Genomic DNA, 10025 nt, shown 5'->3' with positions numbered 1-10025 from the left:
GGTGCCCCTCGGGGCCGGTGGCGGGTTTCCTCCACGGGTGAGACCGGGCGGCTGCTGCGGGCCTCCGGGTCCGGGCTGTCCCGGCGCGACCGGGCCGTTGGGCCCCGCGAGCATCGTGGCCGCCGCGTGCACCCCACCGGGAGCACCGGGAGCACCGGGAACGCCCGGAGCACCCGGGACGCCGGGCGGCGGGGTGGCCGGCGCGCCGGCTCCGGGCGCGCCGGGGATGCCGGGCGGGGCCGGTACGCCCGCGCCGCTGGAGGCGCCGGGCGGCGCGAGCGGATTGCCGGAGTCGAGGTGGGAGACCAACTGCGTCGGGACGTACCCGCCGGCCGGGGCGCCGGGCGCGGCCGGCGCGCCCTCGGCTCCGGGGGGCGGTGGGGTGCCGGGGCCGGCCTGGCCCGCGACCGGCGTGCCGGGAGCGGGCGTGCCGGGAGCGGGGTGGGCCGCCGGGGAACCGGGGGGCGGGCCGGGCGGCATCGCGGGGAGCGGCCCGGGGGCGCCGGGCGTCGGGGGTGCTCCCGGGGTGGCGGCGCCCGCGACGGCGGGCCCGCCGGGCGTCAGGGGGCCGTCGAGGGCGGGCGCGATGGCGGTGGGCGGCAGGGCACTGCCCGCCGACATGAGTTCGGTCTTGGCCTCGGGCGCGACGCCGGGCGCGGGGGTGTCCTCGTCGTCGAAGCCGGCCAGCGGCGGCGCGAAGACGGTGGCGGGCGGCGCGACGGAGCGGTCGCCGTCGTCGCCCCCGTGGTTGGTGTCCTCCCAGGAGGGGCCGCCCCCCGGGGCGGCGGGGAAGGCCGTCGAGCCGGGCGCGGCGGGAAAGGCCGGGGCGGCCGGCTCGGAAGGGCTGGCGGCGAGGGCGGCGGCCAGCCCCTCGGGCGCGGACTGCCGCACGGTCTCCACGTCGGCGCCCGGGTCCACGTCGCCGCCCTGACCGGCGGCGGAGCCCTGGTCGGTGGAGTCGACGCCGGGCGTGCCGGTGGCGGGCGGCGAGCTGGTCGCGCCGGACGCGTCGCCCGGGGACGCGTCCGGGCCGGCCTTCTGGTCACGGCTCGCGGCGGGCGGGGCACCCGCGCCCAGCGGCGCCCGCCCGCCGGCCTCCGACGGCGCGTCCGCGTCCGTGCCCGACGACGCGTCCGCGCCGGACGGCGTGCCGGCGCCCGGGCGGCGGGTCGAGATGCCGCCGCCCAGCGTGTTGGCCGCCTCCTGGAGCCACTCCGGTGGCGTCAACAGGAAGGAGGTGGCCTCCAGGTCGATGCGGCCGGCCGGCGCGGCGGGCGCCGTGGGCGCCTCGGCGGCGACGCCGTACTCCTCCTCGTAGCGGCGGATGACCTCGCCCACCGGGAGGCCGGGCCACAGCGTGGTCTCGCCGCTGTCCCGGGCGATGACCAGCCGCGCGCTCTGCGTGCCGGGTGCCCGCGAGGGCCCGTCGGGACGGTCCTCGGCCCAGGCGACGAAGCCCAGGTCGAACTCCCGGACCCGCACCTCGCGCTGCTGGTAGCGGGGAACGTCCCCGTTCACCCACTGTTCCGCGCGCTCCTGTGCCTGCGCGAAGGTCACCACCGCGCTCATCCCTCCACCGGGACGACGTACGCGAAGCCGCCGTCCACCATCAAGTTCGCCACGGTCTCCAGCTCCGGCGGGTTGCCCGCCAGGCGCAGCAGGAACGCGTCGAAGTCGTCGCCGCAGGGCAGCATCAACTCCGTAACCCGCTCCCGCACGTTCCAGCCGTCCCGGTCCCGCGCGTCGTCGTACGCGCAGAACCACACCGATCCCATCGCCTCGCCGCGCGTCTTCACCGCGATCACACCGCCCTGCACGAACCCGACACCCAGGTAGTCCTTGGTGAAGTGGTCACGCAGGCACTTGTTCGCGTACACGAGGTCGTTGGCCGCCGCCTCGTCGCGGACGGTGAAGAACGGCTGGTCCACCAGGAGGCCCAGCTCCGGGTCGAGCGCCGCGCCCACCGGGGCGCAGCCGCCGGCCACCTTGAGGAAGGCGCGGTAGGCGTCGGGCAGCCGGTAGCCCAGGTCCTCCTCGACGACCAGGACCTGGTCCTCGGTGACGCACAGGCCGCGCTTGGGCAGTGCGAAGTGGACCGGGCGGGTCTCCTGGAGCGGTCGGGTGCCGCGCTTGTCCTGGTCGACGCCGGCCGTCGCGAGCCCGCCGTGGTGCCGCAGCAGCGCCTTCACCTCGACGGGCACGAGCTGCATCCGTCGCGATCTGGCGACGTGGTGCCAGGTCCAGCCGTGCGGCGTGGCCACCGGCGAGGTACCGTCCCACAGCTCGTGGCCGTCCGCGTGCAGCGCCGCGTTGGCCGAGACGAAGTCGGTCAGCCGCAGCTCGTCCACGCCGAACCCGTCCGGGGGCTCGGCGATCTCCACGGCGGCCTTGGCGTACGGCGTGAAGTCCGGATAGCCGTCCTCGTCCACCCGGACACCCTGGGGGTGTCGGGCCGCGCGGACCGGGTCCGGGAAGTGCACGACCTGCCCGGCGTAGGCCGTGTTCGGTGGCGCGGTGTGCCCGAGCCGACCTGTCGTCATGGCGGTGCCCCCTGCTGCTGCTGGCTACTACCGACACAGCCTATGCGGTGGCACGCCGGCGGTAACCGCCCCCAGGGGCCGGCCCGTACGGGGTGGGAACGGCGACGAAGCGCGACGGCTCGCGACCCGCAGCGACGAAGAGCCGCGACAAAGTACCCCATGCCCTGCGCAAGCTCACCGTTTTCCGCGAAGGATTCACCGGGGGACCTTCCCGGCGTCCATCATGCGACGGTGCTGCTCGTACGCCACCGCCCGCGCCACCGGCTCGGGCCCGCCACTCGTTCCGGCCGACATGAACGTCGCCGTGTTGCCCCCGGTGCGTACCACGGTGATGGCGACCGGCGCGTCCTTTCCCGCCTTGTCGCGCATGAGGAAACTCACGGACGCGTCGCCCACCGCCAGATTGTCGCCCGGCGTGATCGCCAGCGCCTCCCGGTCGCCGGAGCCGTCGGTGGCCGTGAAGTCGCGGCACACCTCGACGGCCCGGCGCAGTTCGGCGACCCACCGGTGCGCGTCCCCGGCCCGGTAGGCGGCCAGCAGGAGCTGGCTCAGCGTGCCGCCGGCCTTGCCGAGGTCGCCCTTGACCAGGCTGGCCGAGGTGTACGCGGTCCGTGGATAGGTGGGCCGGGAGCTGAAGGCGTCGGCGATGGGGCGGCACTCGGGGCGGTCGGCGACGACCGTGGCGTCGGCGGGCAGCGCGTCGTCGGGGACCGGGCGCACCGTGTACCCGGGCACGGAGCCCTGGGCGAGCAGCGCCCGGCGCAGCTCGGCGCGGGTCAGCGGCGGGGTGTTCGACGTACGGCCCGGCCCGCCGCCGGCGTCCCGCGCGCGCTCCTCGCGGGAGCCGGGCCCGGTGCCCTGGGCGGTCTCCGAGGGCCGGGCGCCGGTGCCCGGTTCCCCGCCGGCGCTCGGGCTGGCCGCGCCGTCCCCGTCGCCGGACCCGTGGGAACACGCGGCCGACAGCGCCAGGGTCGAGCACAGGAGGGCGGCCACCGCGACGCGCCGGATGTGTATACGCATGAGCCGCACCTTCTCAGCCATCGACCGACCTCGCACGAACCGTCGTCACCTCGGCGACTACCCGTCACGCGACGGTGACGTACCGGGCAGTGTCCCCCATCGGGCGCACACCTGACTTCCGCACCACGCGTCCCATTTGGCAGGCTGACCCCCGCAACAGGGGGATTGCACCTGGAGGGAAGCACCGCCATGCACACCGCACAGGACCGCGGCGAGGCCGCGCCTACACCGGGCGATCCCCGGCTGAGCTGGAGCAGTTCCGACGGCCGGGACCTGCCGCCGCCGTTACTGCACCGCCGGGACGGCATCCTGCCCACGGTCGCCGCCGCGCTGTCGGTACGCGGCCAGACGCTCACCTCCACGGCGGGCAAGGGCGACCAGCCGCCCGCCCTGCACCCGCTCGTCCAGGACTTCCTCGACACGCTCGGCACCGCGCAGCGCGAGCGGTTCACCGGCCGCTGCCCGGAGGCCATCCTGTTGTCCCGGTTCCTGACGCACGCCGAGGCGGGCCGCAGCAAGCGCGCCTCGCGCAAGCCGCTGACCCCCGGCGAGGCCCGGCGTGCGCTGAAGCAGTCCAAGATCACCGCGCGGCACATCCGCGAGGACGGCGACCCGGCCCACGGCTCCTACGCCCCGCCCTGCCGCTCCTGTGCGCCGCTGCTGGCCCAGTTCGGGGTCCGCGCGGTGGACGTCTCCGCCCCGGCCCCGGCCGGGTCGCTCAGGAAACGAGGCTGAATCCCATGCGTGCCTTCGACCGTACGGCCGCCACGCGCTTTCCCGTCGGCGTCGACGCCGCGCTGCGGGACGCGGGCTGGACGCCGGGCCGTTGGGACATCCGACAGGCCGAGACCTGGGCGGACGCGCTGCGCGCGCACGTCTCGCCCGGCGGCCACCGGCACACCATATTCCCGGCCGCCGTCGAGGCGTGGGCCGAGTTCGGCGGGCTGCGCGTCCAGCCGCCCGGCGCCGGCCGGCACCTGGCGCCCACCCCGTTCCAGATCGACCCGCTGCACGGCCTGCACCTGGCCCGCACCCTCACCGACCTGGGCCGCGCGCTGGACACCGAGGTCTGCCCACTGGGCCAGGAGGCCGACGGCCAGGCACTGTTGACCATCGACGCCGAGGGCCGGGTCTACAGCCTCGACCACACCGGCGACTGGTTCCTCGGCGGCGACATCGACCGCGCCCTGGACACCCTGGTCACCGGCAGCCGCCCCACCCGCCTGACCCTCGGCGCAACCTGACCGCGAACGGGGACCGGCCAAGGGGCGAGGCCGGCCCGGGGCGGGGTGGGGCGGGCGTGAGCCCGAGGCGGGGCGGGGCGAGCGTGGGCCTCATGCGGGGAGAGCCTGACCCTGACCTGGGGCGAGCGTGAGCCCCACGCGGGGAGAGCCCGACCCGGCGAGAGCCTGACCCTGACGCGAGGTGAGCGCGAGCCTCACGCGGGGTGAGCCTGACCCTGACCCGGGGTGAGCGTGAGCCCCACGCGGGGTCAGCCTGACCCGGCGGGAGCCTGGCCCTGACGCGAGGCTCACGCGGGATGGAAGCCCCACGCGGGGTGGGCCCGACCCTGACCCGGGGTGAGCGTGAGCCCCACGCAAGGGAAGCCCGACCCGGCGGGAGCCTGGCCCTGACCCGGCGTGAGCGTGACCCTCACCCTGACGCGAGGTGAGCGTGACTCCCACGTCGGGGCGGGTGCCCGTCGCTCGGGCCGCTCGGTCGGGCGGTCGGGCGGTCGGGCGGTCGGGCGGTCGCCCACGGTGGGCAGCCGGCGGTGGGCAGCCGGCGGTGGGCAGCCGGCGGTGGGGCGTGACGTCGTACGAACTGGCGAACGGTCGCGGCGACCCCTCGCCTGGCCAGGTGGGTCGGGCGGGGGCGGCCGTACGACGCTAGGCCACGGGGCCGCAGCTCTCGGTGGGGCCGGCCACCGGTTCGGCGGCGCGGCGTACGGCCTGGTCGGGCACGGTCTCGCGGTCCGTGCGCGCGGTGCGGTCCGGGAGCACCGCCGAGACCCGGAAGCCGCCCTCGTCCGTCGGCCCGGACACGAAGCCGCCGCCGAGCGAGGCCACCCGCTCGCGCATCCCGACCAGCCCGTTGCCGCCGCTGGGCAGACCCGCGTCCGCGACGGCCCGGTCGGAGGGGCCGTTCTCCACCAGTACCGCCACCTCGCCGGCGCGCCGGGCCAGCCGCACCCGGGTCCGCGCGCCGGGAGCGTGCTTGTGCACGTTGGTCAGCCCCTCCTGCACCACGCGGTACGCGGTGGCCTCCACGGCCGGCGCGTACGCCCGCTCCTCGCCCTCCGCGAGCAGTTCGACCACCATCCCGGCGGCCCGCGACTGCTCGATCAGACCCGCCAGCTCGCGCAGGCGCGGCCCGACGGGCGACTGGTCGGCGGCGTGTCCGGCGCCGCCGGCCCGCGCGCCACGGTCGACGGCCGAGGCGGCGGCGGACGAGGAGGCGGCCGACGCGGCGGCGGCCACCGACGCCAGCGGCAGCGGCTCGGCCGCACTCGGCGCGCGCCCCGGCTGCCCCTCGTGGGCGCGCAGGACGCCGAGCATCTGACGCAGTTCCGTCAGGGCCTGCCGGCCCATGTCGCCGACCAGGGCCGCGTTCTTCGACGCCTTCTGCGGGTCCTTGAGCGCCACCGCCTGGAGTGCCGCCGCGTGCACGACCATCAGGCTCACCCGGTGCGCGACCACGTCGTGCATCTCGCGGGCGATGCGGGTGCGCTCCTCGTTGCGGGCCCACTCGGCCCGCTCCTCGGCCCGGTCGGCGAGGAGGGACAGCTCGCGCTCCAGCCCGTCCGCCCGCTCGCGCAGGCTCTCCACGAGCCGGCGCCGCGCGCCCACGTACAGCCCGGACAGCACGGGCGGCAGCGTGATACCGACCGCCATCAGCGCCGCGACCAGGGCGGCCACCCAGAACGGCGGGTGGTAGCCGTCGCTGGCCATGTCCCGCTGGAACTTGACCACCGTGATGATCAGGGTGCCGCTGATCGACATGCCGGACAGCACGCCCAGGATGCGGCGCGGCAGTCCGGCCGCGGCCATCGTGTAGAGGCCGATGATGGTCAGCAGGACGCCCATGGAGGCGGCCGAGGCGGCGATGGAGGTCAGCACCACCGCCACCGGCCAGCGCCGTCGCACCAGGAGCACGGAGCCCACGACCACACCGAGCATGACGCCCGCGCCGAGCGGAACGCCGGCCTCGCCGGCGAAGTCCAGCCCCTCCAACACGCACTCGGCCACCGACGCGAGGGCTATCGCCACGTCCAGCACCATGCTGCGGCGCCGTTCCCACCACCACAGCCCGCTCGGCGCGCCCCGCGCGCCCGGTTCGATGGCTTCCCCCGTCGTCGTCATACCTGTCAGCGTACGGGTGGCGGCCACTTCTTTTCCGTGCACACGCACAGCCGGGAACTCGGGCGATTTCAGGAGGGAGTACGCCCTTTTGACGAATGAGGTCAACGGCCTTCTTTCGTGGTGAAGCACCCGTCTCACGGGAATTGCCGCACCGTCACCCCCGCCGTCGCCCCCTTGACACCTCGCAGGCCCCGCGCGCACCCCGCGCACCGGGGGGCTTTACTCTCGCATCGAGGGCGTCCGGTACGGCATAGTGTTGGAGGCCGCGCGGCCAGCCGACCTACCAACCCGGCTTGGCCCGTCTGACCATCCCCTGTGGTGTAATCGGCAGCACAGTGGCCTTTGGAGCCATTTGTCCAGGTTCGAGTCCTGGCGGGGGAGCCCACGCGACAGCGCCCGCTATCCGGTCCCGTACGCCCGTCACCGGCACCCGCCCGCATGTCACCCCTTATACGCACCGGTATCCTTCGGGTGTCCACCTCCCGAAAAAGCCGAAGGGTATCCCCGTGAGCGCCAACCTTCCCCGCGATGTCGGCACCGCTCGAAAAGGGGAAATCCCACCGGCGGCCGTGGTCGTCCTGGCGGCCGGCGAGGGCACTCGGATGAAGTCGACGACGCCCAAGGTGCTGCACGCGATCTGCGGTCGTTCCCTGATCGGACACGTCGTCGCCGCCTCCCGCGAACTGACCCCCGAGCATCTGGTGGTCGTCGTCGGACACGCCCGCGACCAGGTCCGGGGTCACCTCGCGGAGATCGACCCGGACGCGCGCACCGCCGTGCAGCACGAGCAGAACGGCACCGGCCACGCGGTCCGGATGGGCCTGGACGAACTGCGCGCCAGCGGCACGGCCCTCGACGGCACCGTGGTCGTCGTCTGCGGCGACACCCCGCTGCTGACCGGCGCGACGCTGCGCACGCTCGCCCGCACCCACGCCAGCGACGGCAACGCGGTCACCGTGCTGACCGCCGAGGTGCCCGACGCCACCGGTTACGGGCGCATCGTGCGCGACGCGGCCAGCGGCGCCGTCACCGCCATCGTCGAGCACAAGGACGCCAGCGACAGCGAGCGCGCCATCCGGGAGATCAACTCGGGTGTCTTCGCGTTCGACGCGCAGCTCCTGACCGACGCGCTCGGCAAGGTCCGTACGGACAACAGCCAGGGCGAGGAGTACCTCACCGACGTCCTCGGCATCCTGCGCGAGGCCGGACACCGGGTGGGCGCGGCCGTGGCCGCCGACCACCACGAGATCGTCGGCATCAACAACCGCGTCCAGCTCGCCGAGGCCCGCAAGCTGCTCAACGAGCGGCTGCTGCGCGAGGCGATGCTCAGCGGCGTCAGCGTCGTCGACCCGGCCAGCACCTGGGTGGACGTGACCGTCACCTTCGAGCAGGACGCGGTCGTCCACCCCGGCACCCAGCTCGTCGGCGTCACCCACGTGGCCGCCTACGCGGAGGTCGGCCCGCACTCGCGGCTGACCAACACCACGGTCGGCGCCGGCGCCACGGTCAGCAACACCGTCGCCGACGGCGCCCGGATCGGCGAGGGCGCCACCGTCGGCCCGTACGCCTACCTGCGCCCCGGCACCGACCTGGGCCCCAAGTCCAAGGCCGGGGCGTACGTCGAGATGAAGAACGCTCAGATCGGCGAGGGCTCCAAGGTGCCGCACCTGTCGTACGTCGGGGACGCCACCATCGGCGAGTACACCAACATCGGTGCCGCCAGCGTCTTCGTGAACTACGACGGCGAGAAGAAGCACCACACCACCGTCGGCTCGCACTGCCGCACCGGCTCGGACAACATGTTTGTGGCTCCTGTCACGATTGGGGACGGGTCCTACACCGCCGCCGGGTCGGTGATCACCAAGAACGTGCCCCCGGGTTCGCTCGCTGTCGCCCGTGGGCAGCAGCGGAATATCGAGGGTTGGGTGGCTCGAAAGCGCCCAGGAAGCGCCGCCGCACAGGCCGCTCAGGCAGCCGTTCCGGAGCCCGAGACCGATCAGTGAGCGTGCGGGTGGTACGCCAAATGGGGCGTACCGTGGGGAAGCGCACGCGAAGTGAAATCCAAGGAGATCTGCTGTGACCGGGATCAAGACGACCGGCGAGAAGAAGCTGATGCTCTTCTCCGGCCGCGCCCACCCCGAGCTGGCCGAGGAGGTCGCCCAGCAGTTGGGCGTCGGCCTGGTCCCGACCAAGGCATTCGACTTCGCCAACGGCGAGATCTACGTTCGCTTCCAGGAGTCCGCGCGCGGCGCCGACTGCTTCCTGATCCAGAGCCACACGGCTCCGATCAACAAGTGGATCATGGAACAGCTCATCATGATCGACGCGTTGAAGCGGGCCTCCGCGCGCAGCATCACGGTGATCGTGCCGTTCTACGGCTACGCGCGCCAGGACAAGAAGCACCGTGGCCGGGAGCCGATCTCGGCCCGGCTGATCGCCGACCTGTTCAAGTGCTCCGGCGCCGACCGGATTCTCACCGTGGACCTGCACACCGACCAGATCCAGGGCTTCTTCGACGGCCCGGTGGACCACCTGTTCGCCCTGCCGCTGCTGGCCGACTACGTGGGCGCCAAGGTCGACCGGTCCAAGCTGACCGTCGTCTCCCCCGACGCCGGCCGGGTGCGCGTCGCCGACCGCTGGTGTGACCGCCTCGGCGCGCCGCTGGCCATCGTGCACAAGCGGCGCGACCCCGACGTCGCCAACCAGGTCACCGTGCACGAGGTCGTCGGTGACGTCCGTGGCCGGGTCTGCGTCCTGGTGGACGACATGATCGACACGGGTGGCACCATCTGCGCCGCCGCCGAGGCCCTGTTCGCCAACGGTGCCGAGGACGTCATCGTGACGGCCACGCACGGCGTGCTCTCCGGCCCCGCCGCCGACCGCCTGAAGAACTCGAAGGTCAGCGAGTTCGTCTTCACCGACACCCTGCCCACGCCCAGCGAGATCGACCTGGACAAGGTCACCGTCCTGTCCATGGCGCCGACCATCGCGCGCGCCGTGCGCGAGGTCTTCGAGGACGGCTCCGTCACCAGCCTCTTCGACGAGCAGGCGTGACCTTTCTCCGGACCGCCGCGTAGGCGCGTTCCGTAGGCCGACGTACGAG

Annotated in this window: 7 protein-coding genes, 1 tRNA gene and 1 pseudogene; 5 read left to right on the top strand and 4 right to left on the bottom strand. The window is 74.3% G+C overall.

All coding sequences use genetic code 11. The features are described from left to right. The 3 genes and pseudogenes from ACFVFR_RS30770 to ACFVFR_RS30760 all read right to left on the bottom strand — a co-directional run. Positions 1-1569, bottom strand: a pseudogene (locus ACFVFR_RS30770) (hypothetical protein); the annotation flags it as partial. Then, complete coding sequence (locus ACFVFR_RS30765) at positions 1566-2540, bottom strand: SMI1/KNR4 family protein (RefSeq protein ID WP_383707711.1); 975 nt, start codon at positions 2538-2540, stop codon at positions 1566-1568. The gene ACFVFR_RS30765 and the pseudogene ACFVFR_RS30770, both read right to left, overlap by 4 nt. Before the next feature lie 195 nt (positions 2541-2735). After that, the gene (locus ACFVFR_RS30760) at positions 2736-3560 is read right to left on the bottom strand and encodes a hypothetical protein (protein ID WP_383707709.1); all 825 of its coding nucleotides are present in this window, start codon (positions 3558-3560) and stop codon (positions 2736-2738) included. A 189-nt stretch (positions 3561-3749) separates the two neighbouring features. Here ACFVFR_RS30760 and ACFVFR_RS30755 point away from each other — a divergent pair, with 189 nt between their 5' ends. Together ACFVFR_RS30755 and ACFVFR_RS30750 are read left to right on the top strand one after the other, a co-directional pair. Further along, complete coding sequence (locus ACFVFR_RS30755) at positions 3750-4295, top strand: YwqJ-related putative deaminase (RefSeq protein ID WP_383707707.1); 546 nt, start codon at positions 3750-3752, stop codon at positions 4293-4295. 5 nt (positions 4296-4300) lie between these two features. Next, on the top strand, positions 4301-4804 hold the full coding sequence (locus tag ACFVFR_RS30750) for an SUKH-3 domain-containing protein (protein ID WP_383707705.1): 504 nt from the start codon (positions 4301-4303) through the stop codon (positions 4802-4804). A 645-nt stretch (positions 4805-5449) separates the two neighbouring features. On the opposite strand, the gene ACFVFR_RS30745 is transcribed toward ACFVFR_RS30750, so the two are convergent. Next, positions 5450-6922, bottom strand: a complete 1473-nt coding sequence (locus ACFVFR_RS30745) for a sensor histidine kinase (RefSeq protein ID WP_383707703.1) — start codon at positions 6920-6922, stop codon at positions 5450-5452. Between the two features lie 309 nt (positions 6923-7231). Here ACFVFR_RS30745 and ACFVFR_RS30740 point away from each other — a divergent pair. The 3 genes from ACFVFR_RS30740 to ACFVFR_RS30730 all read left to right on the top strand — a co-directional run bounded on the left by ACFVFR_RS30740 (position 7232) and on the right by ACFVFR_RS30730 (position 9976). Next, positions 7232-7303, top strand: a tRNA-Gln gene (locus ACFVFR_RS30740). A gap of 125 nt (positions 7304-7428) precedes the next feature. Then, positions 7429-8925: a bifunctional UDP-N-acetylglucosamine diphosphorylase/glucosamine-1-phosphate N-acetyltransferase GlmU gene (gene glmU / locus ACFVFR_RS30735; protein WP_383707701.1), complete on the top strand. Its 1497-nt coding sequence runs from the start codon at positions 7429-7431 to the stop codon at positions 8923-8925. Between the two features lie 73 nt (positions 8926-8998). Next, positions 8999-9976 (top strand): ribose-phosphate diphosphokinase, encoded by a 978-nt coding sequence (locus tag ACFVFR_RS30730; RefSeq protein WP_383707699.1) that lies wholly within the window; start codon positions 8999-9001, stop codon positions 9974-9976. Positions 9977-10025 lie beyond the last annotated feature (49 nt).

Source organism: Streptomyces sp. NPDC057702 (genome assembly GCF_042799315.1).
In the GTDB taxonomy this organism is placed as follows: Bacteria; Actinomycetota; Actinomycetes; order Streptomycetales; family Streptomycetaceae; genus Streptomyces.
The sequence above is the reverse complement of the archived record's forward strand: the minus strand, read 5'-3'. Positions and strand labels throughout refer to the sequence as shown.